General features: G+C 45.2%; 23 protein-coding genes. 16 read left to right on the top strand and 7 right to left on the bottom strand.

What is annotated here, in order from left to right; genetic code table 11:
- The first annotated feature begins 2 nt into the window (after positions 1 to 2).
- The 6 genes from J2Z66_RS18140 to J2Z66_RS18115 are packed head-to-tail and all read left to right on the top strand — an operon-like array spanning position 3 to position 5,530.
- Positions 3 to 1,202 carry an alpha-D-ribose 1-methylphosphonate 5-triphosphate diphosphatase gene (locus tag J2Z66_RS18140; RefSeq protein WP_209972863.1) on the top strand — a complete coding sequence of 400 codons (1,200 nt, stop codon included), beginning with the start codon at positions 3 to 5 and terminating at the stop codon, positions 1,200 to 1,202.
- Positions 1,195 to 2,016: a PHP domain-containing protein gene (locus J2Z66_RS18135; protein ID WP_209972861.1), complete on the top strand. Its 822-nt coding sequence runs from the start codon at positions 1,195 to 1,197 to the stop codon at positions 2,014 to 2,016. Before J2Z66_RS18140 ends, J2Z66_RS18135 begins: the two co-directional genes overlap by 8 nt.
- Positions 2,017 to 2,042: 26 nt before the next feature.
- The gene (gene phnD, locus J2Z66_RS18130; RefSeq protein ID WP_209972860.1) at positions 2,043 to 3,068 is read left to right on the top strand and encodes a phosphate/phosphite/phosphonate ABC transporter substrate-binding protein; all 1,026 of its coding nucleotides are present in this window, start codon (positions 2,043 to 2,045) and stop codon (positions 3,066 to 3,068) included.
- Between the two features lie 44 nt (positions 3,069 to 3,112).
- Positions 3,113 to 3,901 carry a phosphonate ABC transporter ATP-binding protein gene (gene phnC, locus J2Z66_RS18125; protein WP_209972859.1) on the top strand — a complete coding sequence of 263 codons (789 nt, stop codon included), beginning with the start codon at positions 3,113 to 3,115 and terminating at the stop codon, positions 3,899 to 3,901.
- A complete protein-coding gene (locus tag J2Z66_RS18120; RefSeq protein ID WP_209972858.1) occupies positions 3,891 to 4,676 on the top strand; it encodes a PhnE/PtxC family ABC transporter permease in 786 nt (261 codons plus the stop codon). The genes phnC and J2Z66_RS18120 overlap by 11 nt, the downstream gene beginning before the upstream one ends.
- 5 nt (positions 4,677 to 4,681) lie before the next feature.
- Positions 4,682 to 5,530: a PhnE/PtxC family ABC transporter permease gene (locus J2Z66_RS18115; RefSeq protein WP_209973119.1), complete on the top strand. Its 849-nt coding sequence runs from the start codon at positions 4,682 to 4,684 to the stop codon at positions 5,528 to 5,530.
- Between the two features lie 670 nt (positions 5,531 to 6,200).
- Here J2Z66_RS18115 and J2Z66_RS18110 read toward each other — a convergent pair.
- The 3 genes from J2Z66_RS18110 to J2Z66_RS18100 all read right to left on the bottom strand — a co-directional run bounded on the left by J2Z66_RS18110 (position 6,201) and on the right by J2Z66_RS18100 (position 10,124).
- Complete coding sequence (locus J2Z66_RS18110; protein WP_209972857.1) at positions 6,201 to 7,838, bottom strand: family 10 glycosylhydrolase; 1,638 nt, start codon at positions 7,836 to 7,838, stop codon at positions 6,201 to 6,203.
- Between the two features lie 621 nt (positions 7,839 to 8,459).
- A complete protein-coding gene (locus J2Z66_RS18105; RefSeq protein ID WP_209972856.1) occupies positions 8,460 to 8,870 on the bottom strand; it encodes a DUF4179 domain-containing protein in 411 nt (136 codons plus the stop codon).
- A 375-nt stretch (positions 8,871 to 9,245) separates the two neighbouring features.
- Complete coding sequence (locus tag J2Z66_RS18100; protein WP_209972855.1) at positions 9,246 to 10,124, bottom strand: hypothetical protein; 879 nt, start codon at positions 10,122 to 10,124, stop codon at positions 9,246 to 9,248.
- A 387-nt stretch (positions 10,125 to 10,511) separates the two neighbouring features.
- On the opposite strand from J2Z66_RS18100, the gene J2Z66_RS18095 reads away from it, so the two are divergent.
- On the top strand, positions 10,512 to 10,712 hold the full coding sequence (locus tag J2Z66_RS18095; RefSeq protein WP_209972854.1) for a DUF6199 family natural product biosynthesis protein: 201 nt from the start codon (positions 10,512 to 10,514) through the stop codon (positions 10,710 to 10,712).
- Positions 10,713 to 11,248: 536 nt separating this feature from the next.
- Here J2Z66_RS18095 and J2Z66_RS18090 read toward each other — a convergent pair.
- Positions 11,249 to 11,644 (bottom strand): transposase, encoded by a 396-nt coding sequence (locus J2Z66_RS18090; RefSeq protein WP_209972853.1) that lies wholly within the window; start codon positions 11,642 to 11,644, stop codon positions 11,249 to 11,251.
- Positions 11,645 to 11,675: 31 nt separating this feature from the next.
- Between J2Z66_RS18090 and J2Z66_RS42750 the strand changes: the two genes are divergently transcribed.
- Together J2Z66_RS42750 and J2Z66_RS18080 are read left to right on the top strand one after the other, a co-directional pair.
- A complete protein-coding gene (locus J2Z66_RS42750; RefSeq protein WP_245375645.1) occupies positions 11,676 to 12,818 on the top strand; it encodes a TlpA disulfide reductase family protein in 1,143 nt (380 codons plus the stop codon).
- 159 nt (positions 12,819 to 12,977) lie between these two features.
- The gene (locus J2Z66_RS18080; RefSeq protein WP_209972852.1) at positions 12,978 to 13,358 is read left to right on the top strand and encodes a cbb3-type cytochrome c oxidase subunit I; all 381 of its coding nucleotides are present in this window, start codon (positions 12,978 to 12,980) and stop codon (positions 13,356 to 13,358) included.
- Positions 13,359 to 13,638: 280 nt separating this feature from the next.
- Here J2Z66_RS18080 and J2Z66_RS18075 read toward each other — a convergent pair whose 3' ends face one another.
- Both J2Z66_RS18075 and J2Z66_RS18070 read right to left on the bottom strand, forming a co-directional pair.
- Positions 13,639 to 14,187 carry a GNAT family N-acetyltransferase gene (locus tag J2Z66_RS18075; protein WP_209972851.1) on the bottom strand — a complete coding sequence of 183 codons (549 nt, stop codon included), beginning with the start codon at positions 14,185 to 14,187 and terminating at the stop codon, positions 13,639 to 13,641.
- 106 nt (positions 14,188 to 14,293) lie between these two features.
- A complete protein-coding gene (locus J2Z66_RS18070) occupies positions 14,294 to 15,700 on the bottom strand; it encodes an MFS transporter (protein WP_245375644.1) in 1,407 nt (468 codons plus the stop codon).
- Between the two features lie 184 nt (positions 15,701 to 15,884).
- On the opposite strand from J2Z66_RS18070, the gene J2Z66_RS18065 reads away from it, so the two are divergent.
- The 3 genes from J2Z66_RS18065 to J2Z66_RS43840 all read left to right on the top strand — a co-directional run bounded on the left by J2Z66_RS18065 (position 15,885) and on the right by J2Z66_RS43840 (position 19,628).
- The gene (locus J2Z66_RS18065) at positions 15,885 to 16,616 is read left to right on the top strand and encodes a helix-turn-helix transcriptional regulator (protein ID WP_209972850.1); all 732 of its coding nucleotides are present in this window, start codon (positions 15,885 to 15,887) and stop codon (positions 16,614 to 16,616) included.
- A gap of 20 nt (positions 16,617 to 16,636) precedes the next feature.
- Positions 16,637 to 18,772 (top strand): class I SAM-dependent methyltransferase, encoded by a 2,136-nt coding sequence (locus J2Z66_RS18060; RefSeq protein ID WP_209972849.1) that lies wholly within the window; start codon positions 16,637 to 16,639, stop codon positions 18,770 to 18,772.
- A gap of 115 nt (positions 18,773 to 18,887) precedes the next feature.
- Complete coding sequence (locus J2Z66_RS43840) at positions 18,888 to 19,628, top strand: GntR family transcriptional regulator (protein WP_209972848.1); 741 nt, start codon at positions 18,888 to 18,890, stop codon at positions 19,626 to 19,628.
- Between the two features lie 455 nt (positions 19,629 to 20,083).
- On the opposite strand, the gene J2Z66_RS18050 is transcribed toward J2Z66_RS43840, so the two are convergent.
- Positions 20,084 to 20,980 carry a sugar phosphate isomerase/epimerase family protein gene (locus tag J2Z66_RS18050; RefSeq protein WP_209972847.1) on the bottom strand — a complete coding sequence of 299 codons (897 nt, stop codon included), beginning with the start codon at positions 20,978 to 20,980 and terminating at the stop codon, positions 20,084 to 20,086.
- A gap of 203 nt (positions 20,981 to 21,183) precedes the next feature.
- Between J2Z66_RS18050 and J2Z66_RS18045 the strand changes: the two genes are divergently transcribed.
- The 4 genes from J2Z66_RS18045 to J2Z66_RS18030 are packed head-to-tail and all read left to right on the top strand — an operon-like array spanning position 21,184 to position 25,726.
- Entirely contained in the window at positions 21,184 to 22,482 is a 1,299-nt protein-coding gene (locus J2Z66_RS18045; RefSeq protein WP_209972846.1) for a DUF455 family protein, read from the top strand.
- 37 nt (positions 22,483 to 22,519) lie between these two features.
- Positions 22,520 to 23,209, top strand: a complete 690-nt coding sequence (gene deoC, locus J2Z66_RS18040) for a deoxyribose-phosphate aldolase (RefSeq protein WP_209972845.1) — start codon at positions 22,520 to 22,522, stop codon at positions 23,207 to 23,209.
- Between the two features lie 34 nt (positions 23,210 to 23,243).
- Positions 23,244 to 24,206, top strand: coding sequence for a ribokinase (rbsK, locus tag J2Z66_RS18035; RefSeq protein WP_209972844.1), 963 nt, complete (start codon positions 23,244 to 23,246; stop codon positions 24,204 to 24,206).
- Positions 24,203 to 25,726 (top strand): sugar ABC transporter ATP-binding protein, encoded by a 1,524-nt coding sequence (locus J2Z66_RS18030; protein ID WP_209972843.1) that lies wholly within the window; start codon positions 24,203 to 24,205, stop codon positions 25,724 to 25,726. The genes rbsK and J2Z66_RS18030 overlap by 4 nt, the downstream gene beginning before the upstream one ends.
- Positions 25,727 to 25,739 lie beyond the last annotated feature (13 nt).

The following is a 25,739-nucleotide window of genomic DNA, read 5'->3' as shown; positions in this document are numbered from 1 at the left end:
GGATGATTTCAAATCGTTTGCACATTTATAACGCTCGCATCGTAACTTTATCCGGAGTGCAAGAAGGCAGCCTAATTATTGAAGATGGTAAAATTGTTGACATCCTTCCAGGCAGCTCTCTCGAAATAGCTTCTTCCCATGAAAGTATGGATGCAGAAGGCTGCTATGTCATGCCAGGCTTGATCGATATGCATAGTGACGCTTTGGAGAAGGAAATTCAACCTCGGCCGAATACATTTTTCCCGCTGCACATGTCGTTCTTTGAATTAGAGAAAAAGCTTGCAGGCTGTGGCGTAACGACGATTTATCATTCGTTATCGTTAGCGGATGGTGTTGGTGTCCGAGATGACGCTATGGTCGTAGATGTGATTGAACATATCGTTAAGCTGCGCGAAGAAAGAGCAATGATTCATCACCGTGTCCATTTACGTTATGAAGTAACGAACCTTATTGGCATGAGTATTGTAAAAAACTTGATTGACACCCACCAAATTGATTTATTGTCGATCATGGATCATACCCCGGGTCAAGGTCAATTCACAGAAAAAGATACCTACGAGAACTATTTGCTTAAAACGTACGGTGTGCGTGACGAGGAGCTCAGATTGATGGTTGAGACGCTGAAAAGCAACTCGAAATTAATCCAATGGGAGCAAATTCGCGAAATGGTGCAGCATGCGATACAACATCAAATTGTTGTTGCTTCTCACGATGATGACACGATCGCCAAGGTAGATCAAATGATTGACTATGGCGTGACGATCAGTGAATTTCCAATAAACCTGACAGCTGCAGAATACAGCCATGAGCAAAATCTCCTGGTCGTTGTGGGGTCACCTAATTTGGTAAGAGGTGTTTCTCATAGCAATAACATGAAAGCCATAGATGCGATTAAAGCCGGATATTCCGATGCGATCTGTTCCGACTATTTGCCTTCTTCCATGCTCCCGGCCGTATTCATGCTGCATGAGAAGGAGCATATGCCGCTCCATCAAGCAGTGGCCATGGTTACCGCTAATCCGGCAGCTAAGCTGGGCATCAGTGATCAAGTAGGCTCCATCGAGAAAGGTAAATTGGCGGATCTCGTATTCGTGAAGCTGCACCATGGTTACCCGCTGGTCCACCGTACGTTAGTGAAAGGCGAAACGATCTATTATGCCAAGCCATTCCATTCCCAAGCTAAGGAGATCAGCTATGCTTAAAGCTGATTTGCACTGCCATACGAATGCATCTGATAATTCCTTCAGCATAGAGGAGGTTGTAAAGCAGGCAAAGGCAGCCGGGCTGACACATCTTGCCATAACAGATCATGATACAACAGCAGGTATACAAAAGGCTTTGTTATATGGCGAGCAATACCAGCTGCAAATTATCCCGGGTATTGAAATTTCAGCCTCCGATCCGAAACGTGATCGTAGAGCGCACATTCTGGGTTTATATATCGATCCACATCATCCAGCACTGGATGATCTATGCAAAGCAACCTTGCTTTCTCGTCATGAGGCTTCTAAACAGATGGTATCTATCATAGCAGATATGGGCTACAACATTAGCTGGGAGCTCGTCAGCAGCTATGCAAAGTTTGGGACTGTAGTTTACAAACAGCATATTATGCATGCTTTGATGGATCTGGGTTACTGTGATGAGATCAATGGTGAGCTGCAGAAGAAGCTTTTTTCACGGTCCGCGAAGGAACCAGGAAAGGCATTCATTCCGCTTACTTATCCGAATGCTGAGGATGCCATCCGTGCTATCCGGATGGCAGGCGGGGTGGCTGTGCTGGCTCATCCTGGTCAATTTGGCAATTTCGATGCCATTGAAGAGTGGGTCAGCCTTGGACTGCAGGGTGTAGAAGCCTATCATCCTACGCACTCTTCTGCGGATACTCGGGTAGCGCTGCAGCTTGCAGCAAAGTTTAATTTGGTTGTCACAGGTGGAGCCGACTACCATGGTTTCTATGGCAGCGGGGACTATCCACTTGGCAGTGTGTCAGTAAGCGAGCTGTTCATCCGTTAAATTAAATAGTCGAGAGGGGCTTTACAATGAAAAAGGTTGGTTTATTGATTGTAGTGGTTATGTTATGTGCAGTTTTTGCAGCGTGCTCCAATTCGGCGAAAGAAAGCAAGACCATTACCATCGGTTGGTTGCCTAACGAATCAGGCGAAGACATTAAAGCAGCTCGTGAAGAAGTTGGTAAGCTGGTTGAAAAGGCAACGGGTAAAAAAGTGGAGCATAAAACAACTACAGATTATATTATCGCCATTGAATCGATAGCCAACGGTAATGTAGACCTTGCTTACTTGGGTGCACAGGGATATATAGAAGCTAAAAACAAGAATGGAAAAGTAGAACCATTGGTTATTCCAAGTGGTAAATCGGGGACAGCAGAGGATGCGGTTTACTACAGCTGGTTAGCCGTTAACAAGGGTAATGAAGCTCCGTTCAAGGATGGCGACAAATTTAAAATCGATAATCTTGCCGGGAAAAAGTTCTCTTTTGTATCAAACAGCTCCACTTCAGGCTTCAAGGTGCCATCCAATGGAATCATCACTTACTTTAATAAAATTGATAAATACAAGGATCTAAAGAAGGACGATTTACTTGAAGGAGGAAAAGATAAATTTTTTAGTGAAGTACTTTATGGAGGCTCGCACCAAGGCTCAGCAGTGAACCTGATATCTGGAAAAGTGGATGTGGCTGCATTCTGTGATACTTGTGTGGCTAATTATGTAAGTCTAGAATCGGGTGACGAAAATCGCCCAGGTGCTGTTTACAAAGTAAAAGAGGATGCAGCGGAGCCTTTTGACACGGTTAAAGGTAAAGAATTCTCGTTAATTTCCGTAACACCTGTGCTTAATTCCCCATTAGTAGTGAACACAGATAAGATAAGTGCCGAGACGATCAAGAAGTTAGTCGAAGCTTTCACATCAACAGAAACCGCGGCAAATACGAATATTTTTGTAACAAAGGATTCAGGTAAAACAGGGATATTCGCCAAAACGGAAAACGAAGCTTTCGTAGTCGTGGATGATGCTTTCTTTAATCCGGTTAGAGAATTATCGAACTGATAGTTGAGGGATAACCCAAATAATGGTTTTTAGAGGAGTTAACTATGACAACGTTATTAGATGTAAGGCATGTATCCAAACAATACGGCCAAGATACGATGGCGTTATCTGACGTTAATTTCTCTGTGCAAGAAGGAGAGTTTGTTTCCATTATTGGCCCTTCAGGGGCAGGGAAATCCACACTCCTTCGCTGCATTAATCGGATGATTGATGCAAGCAGTGGAGAAATTAACTTTGATGGCGTGCAAGTCATGGATTTGAAAAAAGCTGAACTGCGAAAGTTAAGAACGAAAATAGGGATGATTTTTCAGCATTATAATTTGGTGAACAGATTGACGGTAATTGAAAATGTGTTACATGGCAGACTGGGTTACAAATCGGTCTTGATGGGATCACTGGGCTGGTATACGGCTGATGAAAAGCAGCAGGCGATGCAAATTCTTGAACTGCTGGGGCTCACGAAGCATATTTACAAAAGGTGCGATCAATTAAGCGGCGGGCAGAAGCAGCGTGTAGGTATCGCCAGAGCACTACTGCAAAATCCCAAGCTGCTATTATGTGACGAACCGATCGCTTCCCTGGATCCGAATGCGTCCAAAGTGATTATGGATCATCTGCGGAATATATCCAATGTATTGGGGATTACAGTACTAATTAATTTGCATCAAGTCGATGTTGCATTGAGCTATTCCGACCGAATTATTGGGGTCAATAAAGGGACGGTTATTTTTGATGGATTACCTCAAAAAATCACATCCGAAGAAATCTGCAAGATTTACGGCTCTGAGGCTGGTGACCTCATCATCGATGTTGGAGGAAGACATGTCGGATGATTTTTTTGCCAGGAAAAGATGGAAATCATTAGGCGTCATTGGCATTATCATGACTCTGGCCGTTATTTTCATAATAATAACGGAGTTTAGTATCCTGAAGGGATTCGCTTCGATTCCTAAAGCTATCACCTGGTTTGTCACTAATTTTTATCCGAATGCCGAGTCATTGGAGAAGCTTCCAAGTATAATGAATAAATTAATTGAAACGGTACTGATTTCCATCGCCTCGACTACTGTAGCAGCCCTATTTGCTGGATTTTTTGCGATTATGGGAGCTAATACAACACGTGTGAATCGGTTTATTGCCATTATTTGCAGAGGTTTTGGCACAATTTTCAGAAATATTGATGTTGCTGCCTGGGCTTTAATTTTATTATTTTCCTTTGGACAAAGCGCTTTAACTGGATGGCTTGCCTTGTTTTTTGTAAGCTTCGGTTTTCTGACACGTGTTTTCGTGGAAACCATCGATGAATCAAGTACGGATTCTGTTGAGGCGCTGCGTGCTGCAGGTGCTGGTTATTTCACGATTATTTTTCAATCCGTGATCCCTACTTGTATCCCCCAAATGATTAGCTGGATTTTATTTATGATAGAGACGAATATCCGCAGCGCAACATTAATTGGAATTCTCACAGGAACGGGAATCGGCTTTTCGTTCAATCTCTATTACAAAAGCTTGAATTACCATGCGGCAAGCTTGGTGGTCATTGCCATCATTGTCGCAATTTTTACAATTGAAACCATATCCAATTATGTCAGAAGGGTGATTATATAATGGATATGCTTAAATCTGCCGATCCTCATTATTCGGGTCTGCCTGCACCTGTATCTGTACCGCTAAAGCCCTTCAATAAAGCTGCTTTTATGATTAGAGTTACATTGCTTGGATTGGTGATCTTATCGATTTATGGATTTATTACGTTTGACTATCGCGGTGTTAACACATTAGATGGACTTCTGGCTTCGTTTAAAAATTTCAAAGTCATGTTTACGCAAGCCCATTTCAAACATCTTACCTTCGGTGAAGCACTTTATGGCATACTAGTAACCGTAGGTCTGGCTTTTCTCACAACTTTATTTGGAGGAATCATTGCTTTATTTCTTGGACTTTTCGCTGCACGTAATTTATCCAATAATAAGGTTTCGAATATAATCAAAAGCATTGCTGCTTTCATCAGGGCTGTCCCTACTGTGTTGTGGGTGCTGATTTTTGCAGTAGCAGCCGGACTTGGCAGTGTTGCCGCTGTTGTAGGCATGACCTTTCACTCTGTTAGTTACTTGATCAAAGCATACTCCGAATCCTTTGAAGAACTGGACGAAGGTGTGATTGAGGCATTGAAGGGAAGCGGTGCGAATTGGTGGCAAATTGTGAACCAAGCGGTACTGCCCACAGCATTGACGTCGATCTTATCCTGGACCTTTTTCCGATTTGAAATTAACTTTGGTGTGGCTGTCGCAATGGGCGCAGCTGCTGGAGCGGGAGGAATCGGCTTCGATATGTTCATGGCCAGCTCCTATTATTTGGATCTTGGCGAAATCGGGATGATCACCTATTTCATACTTGCTTTTGCGATCCTTCTAGAAGTTTTCGCTACGAAATTGAAGGCTAGACTTCATAATAAGCCATAGCGTAAGCGATAGACCTTGGAAGCCTGCACTCCGCCGAAATGAGTGTTGCTTGACTTAAGCGGGTACTACTTTCCACACTTAACGATGTTTTTCATCGTTAAAGTAAGGATGTGGAGCGGAAACGGTGCTTTTAACGATGAAAATCATCGTTAAAGTAGCAGATTCTTCTCAGCTGCGCGCGTTCTTCAGTCCCAGCGGCCTTGGCATGCGGGGAAATCTCCTCCGATCCAGAGAAAAAACCTTGATGGCAGTCCGTTTGAGCTAGGTGTTCTTACGTTTCGTGCGATAGTGTTAGCTTTTAAAGATTTGTTCCTACCTCTACCTCCATTCCACACACGGATACATATCTTTTATAGCAGCTGGAGAGCACAAATGGACAAGAGACGCATTAAAGTCTATGTATTAGAAATTAATTCATTTATTGGGTTTATTTAGAATAAAAAGATGTGGTAGTTGTACATTTTTTTGGACTCCCCACGACAGGTTGCGATCTGATCCCCGCTCAATTTGGACAATTCTGCGCTGGTTTGGCTGGCTTTGACTGCTACATAAAACGACGAAAAAAAGGACCTGGCTTCACATTGGAGCCAGGTCCTTTTGGGACGTATAATGTGTTCTAACAGTATTACTTTATTTGAAGTTAAGCTGCGTCGGCCAGTTTTAGCTAGCATTAGTTAGCCTCAGCTAACAAGTTTACCCTATAATAGGCCTGGAGTGCTTGTACGAGTCCAAGCGGGTTTTTCCGAAGGTCCTTCGCGCTGAAGAATACATCACCTTCTACTGCCGCATGCCGGGTATTGTAGAGTAGCTGATTGATGATTTCTTCTGAGCTGTGCCAGCCGCTTTCCTTGGTGCCCAGCTTATACGGAGAGTGGCCAATGTACAGCTTGACCTTCGTTCCGCCAACTTCATTTACCCACCAGTCGACGAGTGTATCATATCTCGCAGCGGTGAAGGAGAGGCTCCAATAAATTTGCGGAGTCACATAATCAATCCACTCCTGCTTGATCCAGGTCCTCACGTCAGCGTACATGCTATCATAGGCCGTCACACCAGCCTTAGTGTCTGATCCGGTTTTATCCACTGCTTTGTTGCGCCACACACCAAAAGGGCTTATGCCGAACTGGACTTGAGGCTTGACGGAGTGAATGGACTGCCCTAACTGCTGCACGAATTGATTGATATTATCGCGGCGCCAGTCGCCTTTGGACACTATTTTTTTGCTGTTATTGGCAATAAAGGTGTCATCATCTTTGAAATAGCCACTGGAGGGATAGAAATAATCATCCAGATGGACTCCGTCAATATTGTAGTTATTCACAACTTCCATCACGGTATCGATAATATGCTGGCGTGCTTCCGGAATACCGGGATTTATGTACATCTTGTTATCGGCTGTCACGATCCAGTCTGGATGCTCATTCACAACATGATTGGAAGCCAGCTTGTCGGTATTCGCATCATTGGTTGCCCGGAACGGATTGAACCAGGCGTGGAAGGACATTCCCCTTTTATGCGTTTCTTCAACCATAAATGCGAGCGGGTCATAGCCGGGTTCCTTGCCCTGCGTTCCAGTCAAAAATTTGGACCAGGGAACGAGCTGCGATGGATAAAGGGCATCAGCGGAAGGGCGAACCTGAACGAAGACGGCATTCATTCCCATACTTTGCAGATCATCCAACAGCTTCACATATTCCTGCTGCTGCACTTCTTTCTTGCCATAAGAAGAACTGGAAGGCCAGTCCAAATTGTAAACACTTGATACCCAAGCACCTTTTAAAGAGGAACCTTCATTGCCTGCATTCCCTGGATTCCCTCCATTCCCTTCATTGCCATTGCCCGGGATCGTTACAACTGGCGGCGTTATTTTCTCCGATTGCAGCGTTATCTTTTGTTCCTGCTGATTCCAGCCGACCAGAAGGCCGAGCTGTTCACTGACGAAGCGAAGCGGAACCATAACTCTCCCCTGTTTCATCTGAGCGGCTTCTTCCAGCTCAATAAGGCTGCCATTCACCGAAGCTGCTTTCTTATTGACAGTCAGCGTAATAGCGGTGTCCGATTTCTTGATGTTCACGGTTTTTGTTTTTTCCAGCCAGGTTACCTCGGCGCCAATCGCTTCACTGACTACTCTTACTGGGACCAATGTAACTCCTTTGGGAATCATGTAAGGAGGCACATCGCTCTGAATTTGCTTGCCATCCAGATAAATACGTATAGTTGGGGTTGACGCGGCATTAGCCGGTATGGCCATCATTTGCATACATAGAACAAAAAGAAGCAACAGGGTAAGGCACTTACGGAATTTCATTATGTATCCTCCATTAATAGATTTGTGGCTCTAATGTTATTAGACGCAGCTTCGGGGAGGATGTTGCTGTAAGTTGCTATTTTTATTCCTCAATACCTATTTTGGGGTTATAGAGCAAAGCACATAGTCAGTGGTAATCTTCTAAGATTTCATTGCCATCGCTATCCCTTCCGCTCAGAAAGCAGACGTCTTCTGCCTGTCCGTTCGAGCTTGGTATTCGCGCAATTGCAGCTTAGAGAGGAAGTGGGTGTGGGTGGAAGGGCGGCAGCGTCTGCATTTAAAGATTTGTTGCCCCTACATCCATTACATTCATGGAACAAATCTTTAACATCGGCTGGAGCCCAGAACCATTCGCTCACCCACCCTAGTCACGAAGACGCATCTCAATGGACACCGTCAGCCGTTTTTCTCAATTCAATAATAAATGTCTTCCAATACAAATTCTTTTTTACCTTTACCCGATTTTTGGTTTTGGAATTTCTTTTAGTTCATCCTTCGTTACATCTACTGAATCATGATTATCAGATGTGTATTCTACTAATGTGATATGGGGAGTAATAATAAGCCTCGTTGTATGCGGTCTAATTTCTTGAACGTTTTGCTCCAACTTATCTTATAATCCTAGTTATCAACTGATTCTTCATTTCCTTCACCTAAGTAATTATTTCCAAAGTCATCTTTAATTTCTAGCTCAACATCTACCCGTTCCCATTTGTTTCTTACCTTTTCAGTAACCATTTGGTCATAATACACGATAACAGACATCAGTGTGACGGATACTTTTCCTATGTGTACAAGGACTCCATCATATTCTGCACTAAGGTCAATCGATTGTGTATTTCTTTTGGTTGCCTTTAAAGCAAAAGAAAAGCTCCAATCTCCTTTTATATCTAGAAATGCATGTAAATAAGGAGCATCACCTAAATCTTGCTTGCTCTCTAAAGAATATGTTAGTGATACTGTTTCTCCATCAAAAATCGCCTCGGTTACCGTAACTTTAATGCCATTACTCTCTTTTGTCATGTTGATCATGCTGGAATATTCCTTATAGTTATCATAAAGAGCTGTTCTTCCGTTTTGCGATTGAAGCAGAACTTCTGGATATGACCAAATTGTTCAAGTTGAATGGCGAAACGACACATGCGGAAGCCGTTAAGATTCTTTTTGGATTGCTGGAGCTTAATTGGGATGTGAGCGCGTACTTTAGAAAACCTACGTGTACGATTGTAATTCAGAGTGCGATGTTTTTTAAAAAGTCTGTGTTCAAGACAATGTGATTTTGATAATCTACAATCGATTGAATAGAAAAAGGGATGCCCCAATTTTAATCTGGGGCATCCTTAAATAGTTTTTTACAATATATAAACCACGCTCATAATAAAATTCGATTAATTGAGGTTTACGTTTTTAATAAATGGTACTAGTATCATATTTCGTATACATCAAGGGGATTGTTCCTGCTAATGCAGAATAACTTACTTCTGCCATGAACATACCTGTAGTACTACTAACGATCCAAGAGCCGGACACATTAGTCATCCCAGATGATGGAAACGTAGGCGAATAATAAGCATTAACACTTCCCATATAGTCAGTCCAAAGTGAAATTCCATCTGAAGGCCAATTGTAGACTATATAATACTGCATATTAGTAATACTATATGAAGTGCCGTATTGAAAAAATGAATTACACCAGCCTTCAGCTGACCCCCCCGAAATTAAAAAGGGAATTCCAGTAGCATTTGCATGAACATGTAGTTGTGTCGCCATAATAGCATTAGTACTTTCAAGGGGGGTGCGATTAATGTTATCGACTGATGAATTAATTAGATCTTGATTTTCCACTTTATATGATTGTAAACTATCGATTAGTTCAGCACTTGGTTCACCCGAAGAGATAACAAAGCCCAATGTATCTTCTTCAGTAAAGTTGATGGGCGAAACATCTTTATTCACTGCTACGCCACTAAAACTTCCTTTGTATTCTGAAATATTAAATTGTATTCCATGTTCATTGGCTTCCGCATAGTATTTATTTGTCCCATTGTCATCGCTTCCAAACAAGTCGGCATTTATTTTATATTTCTTGTTGTCTAAATTAAATCCAATAGTCACAGATTTTTCGGACTTTTTAACGGAAATATCACTTAGTGTTTTGGTTTGATTAAGTTCAATCTTGTTGTAAGCTATTCCTTCATAAGAAAATTCCTTTTCACTCGCTGCAAAAGCATTCATACTGAGTGAAAATAGTGCGATCATAAAAATAAAAAGTATAACTTTCTTCATTTTCGTCTCCTCCTTAATTTAGGTAATTCCTGATATACACAATCCTCCTTTATTTGGTAATAATTACATGTTACTATACATATACATATATATCAACAGATTTATCCATCTAACTCCATTTTCTTAATGAATTTATACTTTCAGTGGAATTCTCGCCTATCCAAGTTGAGAAAAAGCTCAATAAAAGTATGTTTGACTACAAGATTACTTTACGAAGCTTAGTTGTAAAATGAGATGCAATACCTAGAAATATGAATACTATAGATAAATCGTGTATAATTAAGTTTGCGACAACAAAATCAATACAGAGGGTATAACTATGGCTCACACATATACTAAATAGAAAATTCATTGCTAATTACGAAAATAATCCTAAGGAGTTGAGGAATGATGATGCTGTTTTTAATTGTGTTCTTTCTGTTAGGACTCATTGGTGCTATTTATCCTAAAGCTATGTGGTATATTAAAAATTGGTGGAAGTTTGACGGAGATGTGGAAATCAGTGAAGTCTCTTTGCTCTTATATCGGCTTGGCGGCATTTTTCTGACCATAGTTTCAATCGTTGTGTTCATTAATAGATATGTTTAAGGATTCAGTGTGAACGAAACATTAAAGTGCTCAGCACAAGGATGGAATTTTACGACAGTGAATCGAATGTGAGTGAGACACCAGTACTCGTATGGAAACGTTACCTAGCTTTTAGTACAATTCTTGCTTGTATAACGGGATGGAGCGTTTCGTGCTTCCATCCTCTTTGTCTTGGTCAGTCAGTTGAAGGAGGAATGCATAGTGTTATAACAAGACTTATGCGTCCTATGCTTGCCATCCATTAATCGCCTAATCGCCGCTGACCAGCACCATAAGCAGCATCCTTGCCGTATTCCAGCTCGCCGTCAAGTTTATTATGTTCACATAAGTTTATGCGAAAATCAAACTGAACTCCTTGGCTAAAATGATGTTAGAAGGCAAAAAAAGGCCTTTTACTTTTAAAAGTAGTTAACGCCCTTAATGAATTAAACTACTTCTTTTTGTGGAGTGACTTGAATATTAAAACCCAAATCCTGTATTTGTTTCATGAAGTAATTGAGCGATTTATCTTTCAATTTATCCGGTTTCTATTCTTCCTAGTAATTTGTTTTGTCCCTCATGAGCGCATAAACAATTCGTAAGATCATATGGGCAGCCGTGACACTTGCTTTTTTATCACCTCGTCGTTTGCGGACTTTGCGGAAGAAATGTCCGATTCGATTTTTGGACTTTCCGTTTGCCCATGACGCCTGACAAAGTGCTGCCTTCACATGTTTGTTTCCTTGAGGGCATTTGGAATTCTTTTTCTTACCCGTACTTTCGTTGTTTCCTGGACAGATTCCTACCCACGATGCTAATGGAGCGTCTGTAGGAAACAAGGTGGATACTTCAGGACCAATCTCAGCAGAAATCGCTGCCGCCGTATGTAGATCAATTCCTGGTATCGAATCCAGCCAATCAATTTCTTCCTTGTAGGTTTGTTCATATTTCACATAGTTGCATTCATCTAAAAGATAGGACAGAATGAATAACGAGGATAGATCCGAAGAGGCTGTTTGTTACCTGACGTTTTTTAAGAACCGTTTATTCAAAAAGGAAGGTGTTATTCTGCATACAATCAATGTGGGGCCGTTGGTGCTTAATTTTGAGTTGGTTATTTTTATATTGTCTGCCTTTATGGGATATTGGGCATTGAGGTATCGTTTGAAAATGGCCGCGGTTGAGGCGAAGACAGGTGATAAGTTTGTTAGTGCATTAATTCTTGGCTTTTTTACGTGGAAGTTTAGTCTGATTATTTTTGACCCTGCTTCGATTATTGCTTATCCGATGTCTCTGCTTTATTTTAGCGGTGGGGAACGGGGACTTTGGCTGGCTGTAGCGGTTTCGGTTCTGTTTCTCTGGGTCCGCTCCCGGAAGGATGGCACTTCCATCAAGATGAATCTGGATGTTTTGGGCGTTGGATGGCTCGTTGGGAGCAGCAGCTATGTGCTTTTGCTTTTGGCGGTGGACAGTACTGATATGATTTTGCGTATGATTTATGCTTCGTTAAATGTAGTGCTTCTTGTTTATTTGTTCAGAAAAAGGGGGCCTCTCGGAAACAGGGCGGTCATCAACCAGCTTGTGCTCGGGTGTTGTTTGGGACTTATTTTACTTACGTGGGGTACTTATGGTCATTCAAAAGGCAACCTGGCTGGAGAAGCGGGAAATCAGCAGCAGACAGCGGAAGGCGTCAAGATTGGGATAAAAAAAGGGAACCAGGCACCCGATTTTGAACTGCTGACCCTGGAGGGTGAGAGAGTGAAGCTGGCGGATTTCAAGGGTAAAAAGGTTCTTTTGAATTTCTGGGCTACCTGGTGTCCGCCTTGTAAGGCTGAGATGCCGCATATGGAGAAGTTTTCGCAGGATTATGCAAATAAAGATGTTGTGGTTTTGGCCGTGAATTTAACACAAACAGAAAAGAATCCGGGCGTAGTCAGTGATTTTGCACAAAAATTTGCCCTTACTTTTCCCATTGTGCTGGATCAGGAAGGCGATGTGGCGAACACCTATCAGATTCTGTCTTACCCTACGTCATATATGCTGGATTCGCAAGGTATTATTTATGAGCGATTTCAAGGGGCAATTCATTACGAAACTATGGAAAAAGCGATAGCAAAAATGAATTGAATGAAGCTCGTTTTGTGATTGGAAGAGGAGGGAGAAATTTCTTGTATTAACAATTAATTTGGTGTATAAGTATCCATATGTGGGTATCATCCGCGGGTGATTCTTGCAGAGCAAATGTCGTTTTTTGCAGGATAATACACTAAAAAGGGTTGTGGTCAAATGGGGAAGAGTTTTATTAAAATTGCGAGTGTGTATTTTTTCGTTGGGGTTACTCTGGGTATGGTCATGGGGATCACCGAATCCTTTCAATTCACTTCAGATCATGCACATATCAACCTGCTAGGATGGGTATCCATGGCCTTGTTTGGCCTGATTTATCACTGTTTTCCGCAAACGGCTAACCAGAAGCTGGCCAAGGTTCATTTTTGGCTCCATAATGTGGGCGTACCTGTTATGGTAGCTGGCCATTTCATTTTTGTCTTGGTGTCAGAGTCTGCAGGGCTTCCCATTATGGCTTCAGGCGGATTCATTGTGGTGGTAGCAACATTAATATTCCTTATTAATATATTTATGACCTTAAATAAGCCCCAGAATGCTTGAATGTGAGTTTACTAGCTTTATAGTGCAATTCTTGCATATAAAAAAAGGATGGAGCGTTTTGTGCTTCCATCCTTTTTTTTATGGCAAAATGCTATAAGCACTAGTTATCCATATCGTCCCAGGCTTGCCATTCCATTAGATCAGCCGGAGCTTCTAAATACCGAAAGTAAATACCGTATGCCGCTCGCTGCCAAGTGTATTATGTTCACATAACGATGTTTTTCATCGCTATTAGGCCATGAGAGACTCCTACTTCTTGCCTTCCTCCTGATTGAGAACTCTATAGGATGCTATCGGTGTAATCCCTTTTGGTTAGCCCGTAAAAGACCAAGTCCTCAAATTCATTCCACTTGAGTATATGCTGCTGAAATTGTCCTTCCAATTTCATTCCAACCTTTTTCATCACATTGGAGGAGGCTGGATTTTTGGTCATGGCAGCTGCCCATACTTTGTTTAAATCCAACTCCTTAAATCCGAATGCAACCAAACGTCTGGCAGCCTCAGTAGCATAACCATGTCCCCAAAAAGGTTTTCCCAACCAATAGGCAAGCTCACCTCTTTTGTGAGACTTGGATACATTAATACTCATACAACCTATTAAGCTATGATTGTCTTTACTGACTATGGCGTAAGTGAAGCCGACACCCTCTTGTGACCGCTCTTTGCAACCGCTAATCCAAGACTCAGCTGCTCCATCGGGATAGGGGTAGGGAATGGACAAGGTTGTTTTTGCTACTTCTATATCTCCCGCGAGCTCCTGTACTTTACTTGCATCTGTTAATTCAAATGGTCTTAGAAGTAACCTTTCTGTTTCAAATATAGGCTGCACGGGAAACACCTCTCAATAAAAGATTTTTCAATCAAGTATATTACAATGTTTGGAAATTGCAATACTTGTATGAGAATAACTGAACCAATGATTTGTTCACAGGCGTTCAGGCAGTGTCTTGAACAGAAGCTCCATTAGCCTGGCTTGCGGATGTACTCAAGGACTTGCTGGCTCTCGAACGCATACTCGCAAACAGACTCAATACAATCAATATCACATGAAGTGCCATGGCGCCTATAATTCCGGCTTCCATAGACATGCCCGCTGCTTGACTAATAGCAACTATCGCACCACTTATTCCGATGACAATACCGGGGGTAAAGGAGTCTGCGAACTGCAGGTTTGCTGAAACTTTTCCGGCACCTTCGTCTCCCGCGTTAGTGAAAGCGACGGCGCCGCTGGTCGGATGAGCGAGGCCCATTCCAATTCCGGTTATCATTTGACCGATTACTGCGAGCGGAATACTGACTGCAGGTACCCAGAAGAGAATGGCAATGCCAATTCCTATAAGGATTACGCCAAGGGCGATCCGTTTGTTGCGGCCCTGTCCTTTATCCTTTGAATCCCAGTAGGATTGAACATAGGTAGCGGCGCACCAGCTAAGCGCAGCGCTTGCTACGATTAATCCGGCTATATCGGGGGCAATTCCTTTAATTTCTGTTAAGGCAAGCACTAGAAAGTTCTGAGTACCGACGTAAGCTGCGAAAAATAGCCCGCGTGTTGCCAAAATAGACGGCAAGCCTCTGCGCAAGGTCAGCGTGCCTGTTGGAAGCAGCTTGCGAAGTGGAAGTGCCATAAGAACAAGTCCGGCAGCCAGCAGCAGAATGCCCATTGGTTTCGGGAGCATGCCGAGGCCGCTCAGGAACAAACCTGTACCTATCGCTAGTAAGATGGCGAACAAAGTGGCCCCTGCTCCGCCTTTTTGTATACCTGGAGATTTTAATTTCCTGAAGACAGGAAGGCTCAGCAGGGCTGCCAGCACCAGAAATGGAAGTACTCCCCAAAACACAAATCTCCATGAAAGCTGCTGAGCTATTACGCCTGCAACGTAAGGTCCAATCATGGAAGGCAGCACATAGGCCGTGCCAAAAGCACCTAATATTTTCGTGCGGAGCTCATCCGGGTAGCTTAGGGATATGGCTGTGTACACACAGGTCATCATGGCCCCTGCACCCAATCCCTGCAAAGCCCGGGATCCTATCAAAACAATCATATTGTCTGCCAGCGCTGCAATTATCAATCCAGCTGCAAATACAATAAGCGCAACCGTGAAAGGCCAAGCCGGTCCACTGCGGTCTATGAGGCGGCCAACTACCAAGGTGCCAACAATTTGCGCAAGCAGGTAGGCGCTAAAAATCCAACCATATAAATCTATCCCATTTAAGTCGCCCGCTATGGCTGGAGCCACTGTAGTAACGGCCAAGCCTTCGAAGCCGACGGCCATAACTGCGAGTATGATACCAATGGTTAATGCGATGTAACGCGGGCTAAATATACTTTTACTTTCAGACATGATTCTCTGCCTCCATGCATTTCTCTAGTTTAATTATGTATACTTGGTATCCGGATACTTAGTAAACATAAATCTTTATAATGTTCAATGTAAGCCCGCGATATTGACTTTGTCAAGATGTTTCTTTACTATGTGGGTAACAGTCCTATTTCAATTTTGTTTTTGGAAAAGTAGGTGCCAACTAATGAAAACAAGAGAGACGCAAGGAAAAGCGGGAAAAGAAGTAAAAGCAGAAAAAGCCTCCCAAGCCGAAAGGACTAGCCGGGCTATTGTGAAGCTATTGAAACAGGAAGGGCCTATGGATGCCCTTCAGCTGGCACCATTGCTTGGTGTGTCCGGAATGGCTGTGCGGCAGCATTTGTACAATTTGCAAGAGCAAAAGCTGGTCACGTTTGAGGAAGAGCCGAGGTCCATGGGGCGTCCCGCCAAAATGTGGAGGCTGACACCAGAGGCTAACCGTTTGTTTCCGGATGGACATGCTGACCTTACAGTCAGTTTAATTCACTCCATGAGGGAAGCTTTTGGGGAAGAAGGCTTGAACAAGCTGCTGGAAATCCGAAACCGGAATCTGGTGAAGGAATATCAGCATAAAGCCCCACTGAGCTTACCATTAAGCGAGCAGCTGAAGGCTCTTGCGGAGTGGCGTACGACTGAGGGATATATGGCGGAAACGATTGAAAATGCGGATGGCAGCTTCTATTTTATAGAAAAGCATTGCCCTATCTGCGCAGCAGCACAAGCTTGCGCGGGCATATGCAGTAAAGAAAAAGAGATGCTTCAGCAGGTACTGGGCGATAGTGTGGCAGTGGAGCGAAACCAGCACATTTTATCAGGCAGCAGTCGGTGTGTCTACAGGATTATACCCAAGAACTTGGAAGGGTTGATATCCCAGCAGTTGGAGCAGAGCTTGTCATAATGATATGAAGGAGAGTTGTCATGCTGCATTCATTAACGGCAATAGCCGGGTATCGCCAAGGGGATGCGAGTATGCTGACCGATCAAATTTGGTTGAAGTACATCGTATCCGCTGAAGAACGTATCGTCAATTATGAACGCATTCAGTCAGTTCAGGAGCTGGCTCATGCCAATCCGGTCCTTGATTATGTGGAGAGAACGCTGCTGCTGCTGGATCGTATGCCGCTTACCTTTTGGATGAAAGAGGTACTGGAGGAGGTACTTGTCTGGTCGGAGACGGCCAAAGGAGGAACGTTCCGCGAACGCATGCTGTGGCAGCAAGGGGGCATCAATCTTTTTGTACATAATGTTGGCTCTGCACAGTTGTATGCTGGCAGCTTGAATGGCGCATCCAGTGAGAAAACGGCTGTTATTCAAGCTTTGATAGAAACACATGGACTCATTGGCCAATATATTCGCGGGGAAGTCTCTTTATATGAAAATGCCCCTCTAGCAAGTTTAGTAGAGAACGGGCTTCTGTCTGCAGGAGAGCTGAAGAGCCTCCTCATACCTTTAAATCATTGCATCATTGCCGCTGTATCCGCGGATTTGTGGGCAGCTGTACGCACGGAAGTTGAGGACATTGTAGACTGGATTGCTGAGGGCAAGCTCCAGGAGCCTCTTCCTGTTAATAATAGGCTGCGCAAAATGAGAGCAGAGGCCATTAGCAAGGGAGAAAACTTCGAAGCCGAATATGCCAAGCTACAAGACTTGTTCAACCTGGATGAGCTGCTGCAGCCGCTAGCGGACAAAACGCTATGGTATGTGGAACCAGCGCTTCAAGACTTCTCCCTGGAGGAGTTCGTTAAGGTTTTCCTGCTCGTCCGCCAAGCAGATAATTTGTCCCAAATCCGGCACATCAGCTTCGAGCATCTAATGAGCTCCATGTACTACGATTACAAAGGTGCAAAAAAAATTAATGTATACAAAAAGCGGATCATTGAGAAGTATCTGCGGGATCTTTCACCTGAACAGCTGGAGTCCGGATGCTTAAATGGAGCTGGAGCTGGAGTGGGAGCGGGTTCGCAGCCTTTGCAGTCAAATCAATCTTCGCATCTATCGCATCTGTCTCATCTGTCACACCGACTGGAGCGAAAGCCGCATATTCCTGATACCTTATTCTTCACCTTCGAATTCTCGGCTGCTGCGGAAAAGCTGATTGAATTTTGCGTGGAAGCAGAGAAGTCTCCCCTCTATGAGAAGGCTGTGCTGCTGCTGTTCGATTTGTTCGAGCTGCGCCGGGATGCGTACGACCGGTTCCATAATGAGGAAGCGTATTTGGCGACGATGAACCAAACGGCTGATTACAAAAAAATCATACTCGACTATATCGTAGGCAACCGCGTCATCGATATCGGCCCAGGCGGAGGCGTCATGCTGGATCTTATTGAGCAGGAGCTGCCTGACAAGCTGCCCATTGGCATAGATATTTCAACAAATGTCATAGAGGCATTGGAACGTAAAAAGCAGCTGGAAGGCCATCGTTGGGAAGTGATGAAGGGCGATGCGCTCAATCTGCAGGATTATATGCAGCCAGGCAGCGTGGATACGGTTATTTTTTCCTCCATTTTGCATGAGCTGTATTCCTATATTGAATTTAACGGTAAGAAATTTAACCACGATACCGTCGCGGCGGCGCTGCAAAGCGCGTTCAACGTCTTATCACCGGGCGGTCGGATTGTCATCCGGGACGGCATTATGACGGAGCCTGTTACTGGACAACGGCGTATTCGCTTTCTGCACAAGGACGGGATGGACTGGCTTCGGCGTTATGCGAGCGATTTTGCTGGCAGAAACATCTGCTATGAATTGTTGAACGAGGATGAAGTGCTGATACCTGTTAATGATGCTATGGAATTTCTGTATACCTATACGTGGGGTGAGGAAGCCTATGTACACGAAGTGCAGGAGCAGTTTGGCTATTTCACACCCAGCGGCTACACGGCTTTCATTAGTGAAACCTTGGGCGGGCAGGCGAAGATCATAGAAAGCAGACATTTTCTACAGGCAGGCTACTCAGACGCTTTGGCGGAAAAAATCGTGATGATGGACGAGAACGGGAAGGTTGTCCCGCTGCCGGATAGTACCTGTATCATTGTTATCGAAAAACTGCGATAAAAACCAGGATGAGCCTGTTTCTCGTAGGACAGGTTCATTTTTTTGCTTTGATGACTTGCCTTATAACGATTATAGAGGTATATTTAAGTCTATAAACGTATATAAGGGTGATTAGGTGAAGAACATTATAGATAAATTCGGTCCTGAGCCGCTTTATGTGCAGGTGCAGAATTGGATTCAAACCAAAATCGCAAACGGAGATTGGAAGCCGAAGGAAAAGCTGCCTGCAGAAGCAGATTTAGCGGTCTCTTTGTCGATCAGTCGTGGAACCGTCAAGCAGGCTTTGAAAAATTTAGTCGATGAAGGCATCCTTGTACAAATTCATGGCAAAGGAACGTTTGTCGTTGGCAAACAGATTGAATCCTCCTTAGCGGAGAGACTCGTATCCATTGCCGAAACGATGTATGAGAATGAGCGGGATTTCACGACTTCGGTGCTCGATGTGCAGCTGGTTGAAGCGAATGCTCAAATCAAGGTATCATTGAAGCTTGAGCCAGATGAGAAAATATATGCGATTCAGCGGCTGCGTTTCTTGGAAGGCACGCCTGTCGTGTTCCTGGAAAACTATTTGTCTGCGCGCAAATTTCCGAATCTGGACCGCTTCGATTTTTCCAAAAATACGCTGTTTTCGATTATCGAGAACGATTATAAGGTTGTCATCGATTGGGGCAAACGGTCCTTTGTAGCGAAAAGTGCGGATGATCGAACAGCGGACATGCTGCAAATTGAAAAGGGAACCCCGGTTATTTTCCTGGAGCAGGTCATTTACTCAGAGGCAGACATGCCTATCGAATGTTCACGAATTTGGATACGAAGTGATCAAATTAAACTGACCTCGATTCTTAAGAGACACTGAATTTAAATAAGCGATCGGCCTTTTCCAAAGGGCTGATCGCTTATTTTTTGATTTTTTTACGCCCCACTTGAAACCAAGCTTATATATTAGCATACATACGTTTCTTGACACAGCAATTAGGTATAAGGTGCGGAGATGTTGTAGGAATCAAAAACATGATTACTGGGAGAGAAAGAGCCTTGGTGGCGGATAATAGAGCCGTTTAGCGATGAAAAACATCATAAAGTAGCCAATTTGCCGGAGATGGTATCACATAACGATGAAAAACATCGTTATGTGACTAGAAAAAGCCTTGGCGACGGATAAAAGGGGCATTTAGCGATGAAAAACATCATTAAGTCGCCAGTTTGCCGTGGATGGTATCACATAACGATGAAAAACATCGTTATGTAACGAATTGCTCCCACGTTCTGCTCCTATGGACGCCGAAAACCTCAAAAAAACAAAAACTCAGTTTACTGACCATCGCTTCCAGAAACCTTGTTCCATATGCGCTGGGCCAACTGTTGCACGACGAGTGATTGCTCCCAGCGATTCTGGTGAATCGCGGGAATGGCATATGGCTCGGGTCCGAGCTCGCATACAAACGGCAGGATGTCGCCTGCTTTCGCCTTAGCCAGCCAAAGTCGCATCGCTTTTTCCCACCAGCGTGCAAAATGGGTGGTCATCGGATGATCGGCATCGGCACCAACACCAACACCAGCACCGATATCGACCTGAATTTGCTGTCCATTGGAAATGCGCCCATGTATGCAGGCTGTTCTTTCGAGCAGCGGTTCGAACCAAGGGTCGATGTTCTCTACATCGCGCCATATTTCTCCTGTCAGCACATAGTGGGACAAGTCGATCGTCAGATGCAGGCTGGGGAGCTGCTGGACATATTCGGTAGTACGCAGCAAATCCTGAGTGATACGACCGCGGTGTGTCTCCACGAAAAATGGAATATCAGCAAGAGCGGCTTCTTCCATCAGTCCATTTAATAAAGAGGTAGCGTCCAAACCGGTTACAAAAGAATTTGCGACCTGGGCGCTGATATAATCAGCACCGAAATCCTTGGCCTGCCGGACGAAGTCGGCGAATTGTCCGCGGCTTTCGGGAAACGCCTCGACGCCAAAGCCGAAACGGAATTCGTCCAGCTTGCGCCGCCACAGTCCGGCCTGCTCAGGCTCGGGAAGGCGCCCGAGAATTCCTGTGAATCCGGCAGCAGCGATATGTTCGAATTTTTCTTCCATCGACCATTCGCGATTGTTTCGGCCGATTCCCCTCATGGCCCACCACGATTGTTGGAATTCGACCCTGGGTGCATGTAAACTTTTGCTGCTTAGCCCATTGTTATTGACATAATTACTCATGTACCGCTCACCTCATTGATTGTTTTTGGAATCGCTTACTTAAAGTGTTGACAGAATTGGGGTCCTTATTATATGATGTTTTTGGATATACGTATATAGAGGTATATATACAAGTGAAAACGTATACCAATTATATGAAACGGTGCCTCTATTTTCAACCCTTATTTTTAAGAATGGCTTAAAGACAACAAAGGAGTGATGATATGTCGGTCCCTTATTTACCAGGTGTCCATCGAGGAAAGTATATGAGGTATGATACTGCGGTGATCCTCAAAAGATTTTATTTATGTGAGCGGATGCTCGTTGTTGGTCAGGCGGGTTGGCTTCCGGGCATACCGTATTTTGATATAAAAACAACCTTGCCGAAATTACTTTGGGAAGATGCGATGACAGGTCATGCTCTCAGAGAACGGGTATTCGAGCTCAGATTCCCAAGCCGTATTCTGGAAACCGGCGAAGATCAGCCGCTGATTGATTTTTTGAAATCGGTTACGCATGCGCCAAGCGCATTAGCCTATTTGATGGTGGTGTCCAGATTAATTAAGCCGGCCATGAAGGAAGCCTATCGCTCCTATTTGGATCTTGCCGATGAGATTGGCGACGGACCGACCTACCGGTTCATGGAGCTGGCGATCGAGGAGAAAACGAAGCATATCGAGCACCTTGAAAACTTCATTCCTATTATATTGGACCACACACCGGAAGCTGAACGCAGCGTAGCGGAGCAGTGGTTCAACCAGCAAAAGAATGTATGGGAGCAAGTTGGCGGAATCAGCCTGGAAACACCGTATCAAGTTGAAGGTATTCAAGCTGTCGAAGCTTTTGTTCCTTCTGAAATCGCTGTCAGGGAGGACCGGTTCATTCCGGTGCGGTTTTATTGGCCGGATAATATCGATGCTACGTTCCCTTACGGCAGCGGATTCCAGCTGCAGCTGCGCAGCGCTGTAAGCCATATGAACGAGGTTTGGGCGGTTGAGAATGCCGGATTTATTTTATGCGCATTTGCAGATACGCTGGGCTGGGATTATATATACGATGCGGCCCGTTGGTTGTACGACGAGAGCAGGCACTGCAGGATGGGATACGAAAGGTTGAAATCATGGGGCTTCGAAGATGCAGAATTACCGCTTGGTACTTATATTTTTGATTCGTGCCGCGGTCAGGATCCGATCTACCGGCTGGGGATGCTGTTCTATTTTGAATCCAAAAATATTGGCAAGAAAATCGACCGGATCAAAAATTTCGAGAAAATGAACGACAGAATGAGCCAGCATGATATGGATTTCGATTGGGCCGATGAAACGATCCACACGAGCTATGGCAAAACATGGCTTTCGGCGCTTCTCAAGAAAAGAGGGCTCGATCCTGATGATTATACGAAAACCCGCGATGTATGCGAGTCGCTTGTCAAAGAAACTTTGAAAACGGCCACACCGGAAGAAATGGAGCAAATCCGTGGCATTGCACATCGGATGTACGTGAAGGCTGAACAGCTGTTATAAAGATGCTACTATGGAAAAGCTGAAAGGAAGGAAAACTATGACAAACCGTATTTCCGCACAAGAAGTTGCTTCGAAGATTCAACATACGCTAGTTGCGCCTGATGCAACGGAGGAAGATATTAAACAAACATGCCGCGAATGCCTGGAATACGGCTTTGACGGCGCTATGATACTGCCCGCCTGGATTTCTACGGCCAAGCAGCAGCTCAAAGGCTCCAAAGTGAAGGTATGCACCGCTTTTGGCTTTCCGATGGGCGGCTCAAGCACATTGTCTAAAGTGATGGAGGCCAGAGATATCGTGGCAGCCGGGGCTGATGAAATCGATTTTATGCCTAATTTCGGCCTGTTCAAAAGCGGCCGGCACGCGGAGTTTAAAAGAGAGATCGAAGCCATTGTGGAAGCAGCGGGAGGCATCGTTACCAAGGTTATGCTGGAATTCGGCATGCTGCTGCAGGAGGAGAAAGAAATAGCAGCCACATTGGCGCTTGAAGCGGGTGTCACTTATTTGAAAAATTCAAGCGGCTGGGGACAAGGCGGCCACGCTACGGCCGAAGATATCCGCTTATTGAAGCGAGTTGCGGGAAACAAGGCGTTAGTGAAGGCGTCGGGTGGAATCCGCAATATGGAAAAGGCGCTTGAAATATTGGAAGCTGGCGCCGTTATGCTCGGTACGAGCGGGGGCGTGAAGATCGTATCAGGCCTCGGAGAGGAAAGCACCGCTTATTAAATAAAGCGTAAACCAGTGTAGGGAGAGATTGCTAATGGTTACTACACCGAAGGCGAAAATTGCGGTTATGGGCAGTTATAACGTCGGTCTGGTCGTGAATGCGAGACGTATGCCGGAATGGGGAGAAACGATTTTGGCTGAAGGGTTCAGCGAATGTCCAGGCGGCAAAGGCTCGAACCAGGCTGTATCCGTCGCCCGTCTGGGCGGTGAGGTCCGATTTATCGGCTGCGTAGGCCGCGATCATTACGGCGATGATGCCATCCGGTTATTGACCGGAGAGCAGGTGGATATTGCTCACCTTAAGCAGGTGGAAGGCGCTACGACGGGAGTCGGCTTCGTATTCCTGAACGAGCATGGCGACAACTGTATTATTGTGGACCCAGGGGCCAATCTGCACGTATATGCTGCGGATATCGACCGGGCGATTAGCGCCATTGATGAGTCGGATACGCTGCTGGTTCAGCTGGAAAGCAATATGGAGACAACGGCATACGCGATGAAGCTGGCAAAAGACAGAGGCAAGACCGTCATCTTGAATCCGGCTCCCGCGCAGGCGAACGTTGATTTTCTGCTGGAGCATGCCACGATCGTGACGCCTAATGAAAGCGAGCTTAAGATATTGTCAGGATGGGAGCCATCGAGGCCGCTGGAGGAGCAGGACTGCATTATGCTGGCCAGACGGCTGCTCGCCAAAGGGCCGAAAGCAGTTGTCGTCACATGGGGAGAACTTGGAGCGCTTATCGTTCTTGCTGATGAAGTGATTCATGTGCCAACGCTTCAAGTAACGGCCAAGGATACGACCGGTGCGGGAGACGCATTCAATGGCGCGCTTGCTCTGGCACTTGCGGAAGGGCAAACGATCCGCGAAGCGGTGCAGTTCGCCTGCACGGTAGGCGCGTATACGGTGACAGGCCAGGAGGTTATTCCATCCCTTCCGACGCGGGTGCAGCTGGAGGCATTTTGCCGGCAGCATGAGGGCGTAGGTGAAGGGATATGAATGAGCAAAATCAGGGAAGCACGCTGCTGAAGCTTAGCGGCATTAATAAACGCTTCGGAGCGAACCAGATCCTTCACAGCGTTGATTTTACCTTGGAAGCGGGGCAGGTTCATGCTTTGATGGGCGCTAACGGTGCGGGGAAATCAACGCTGATGAAGATCATTGCCGGGGAGTATACGCTGGATTCGGGCCGCATCGAACTGGAAGGGAAAGAAATTGAGATTCATAATCCGGCCCAGGCGAAGCGCCACGGCATTAGTGTCATTCATCAGGAGCTGAATCTGGTTCCTGAAATGACGATTGCGGACAATGTGTTTTTGGGCAAAGAAGCGGCTATTGGCAAATCTAATTTTTTATTATCCCGGGTAAAAGCGCTTACTTTAACGAAGCAGCTGCTGGACAGGTTCGGTATAGGTCTCGATCCATCGCAGAAAATCAAGCATTTGTCGCTTGGTCATCAGCAGCTCGTGGAAATCCTGAAAGCACTGTCTGACGATTCCAAGGTGCTTGTAATGGACGAACCGACGGCCACCTTAACTTCAGGGGAGACGGAGAGGCTGTTCGCAGTCATTCGCTCGCTCCGCTCCAAAGGAATCGGCATTGTTTATATTTCCCACCGGCTGGATGAAATACAGGAGATTTGTGATCATGTGACGATTTTGAAGGATGGTAAAATGACGGCCGAAGGGCCAATCGGCGAGTTCAACAACGATACGATCATCGAGCGCATGGTTGGCAGAAATCTCGGCAATTACTACCCTGAATCAACGCGTCAATTTGGTAACCCTTTGCTGGAGCTGCGTCAAGTGCAAAAGCAAGGTGCTCTGCAGGATGTTTCCTTAACACTGCGTGCCGGGGAAATCGTTGGCATTTTTGGACTTCTGGGCGCAGGCCAGTCGGACCTGATGCGGGTTATTTTCGGTGCGGAACGGCCTGATTCGGGCCAAATCCGGATTGAAGACCGGGAGGTCCGCATCGGCTCCCCCGCTGCAGCGAAGCAGCTCGGGATTGCACTTGTGACAGAAAACCGCAAAGAAGAAGGCTTGGTGCTGGAGATGGGCTCCGATCAGAACATGGTACTGGCTTCGATGAAGCAATTTTCCAGATATGGCGTGAAAGCTGCGGACCGCATCCAAAAGACGGCAAGCGCACATGTAGAAAAGCTTGGAATCAAGCTGCCATCTTTGAAGGATCCCGTGAAGCAGCTCAGCGGCGGTAATCAGCAGAAGGTCATCCTGGGCAAATGGCTGATTACCTCTCCGCAGGTCATCCTGCTGAGCGAGCCGACCCGGGGCGTTGATGTCGGAGCGCGCTCTGAGATTTATCATATTCTTTCCGGATTGGCAGATGAGGGGAAAGGCATCATTGTTGCATCAAGCGATGTCGATGAGGTTCTCGGAATGAGCGACCGGATTCTGGTTATGTTCCAGGGGAAGATCGTCGCCGAGCTTGAGAAACGCCAGGCCAGCGAAGATCTGCTGATGGAATTTGCCTCTGGCGCGGCAGTACAAACAAGGTAACGAGGTGAATGAC

The organism is Paenibacillus eucommiae, from assembly GCF_017874215.1.
Lineage (GTDB): Bacteria > Bacillota > Bacilli > Paenibacillales > NBRC-103111 > Paenibacillus_AI > Paenibacillus_AI eucommiae.
The sequence above is the reverse complement of the archived record's forward strand: the minus strand, read 5'-3'. Positions and strand labels throughout refer to the sequence as shown.